The sequence below is a fragment of the Winogradskyella rapida genome, from assembly GCF_042675845.1.
In the GTDB taxonomy this organism is placed as follows: domain Bacteria; phylum Bacteroidota; class Bacteroidia; order Flavobacteriales; family Flavobacteriaceae; genus Winogradskyella; species Winogradskyella rapida.
On sequence record NZ_JBHTKM010000030.1, the window covers coordinates 1 to 568 of the forward strand.

The window sequence follows — 568 nt, forward strand, 5'->3', positions numbered from 1 at the left end:
AATTAATATAATTCCAATTAATAAAGTTAAAATATAATATTTCATAATATTTTTTTTAGTAAATGGTCTTTTGTCCGTTTGGTTGCGTTAAATGACTGCCAACGTGTTTGTGTATGGTTAGTTGCGTGGTTAAGCAACTAAGTTAGCAAAAATGAACCGAACGTGAGGAAATTCCGCAGGAATTTCCACGTAGGCAGGTCACAAGCAATAAATTATACACGGTGTTAGCCACCGAACTTTATTTTTTTCAGATACATTTTTAGATTATCAGAAACCTCAAATGGATAATCATAATACATAACACAATCATCCTTTTTTAATTCCTTTTTATTTTTATCGGTCAGAGAATAATTCCGCTCGATTCTATTGAAATCAGAATTATAATATTCAGTGATTTTTTCATAAGCAACTCCGTCAGTACACATACTGTTAAAGAAATTTGTATTTCTTTGAAACGCAAAAGGTTTCTCTTTTTTGTCGAAATAGTGTAAATATTCAATATACCAATCTCCGCTTTCGCTTGTTGGAAATTCGCCAACCAGTACAATATTCCCATTTTTATTTTTCC

At 31.0% G+C, this 568-nt stretch carries 1 protein-coding gene; it reads right to left on the reverse strand.

The features are described from left to right. Nucleotides 1-224 precede the first annotated feature (224 nt). A partial coding sequence (locus ACFQ13_RS05985; RefSeq protein WP_386115177.1) for a hypothetical protein occupies nucleotides 225-568 on the reverse strand: 344 nt, incomplete at its 5' end.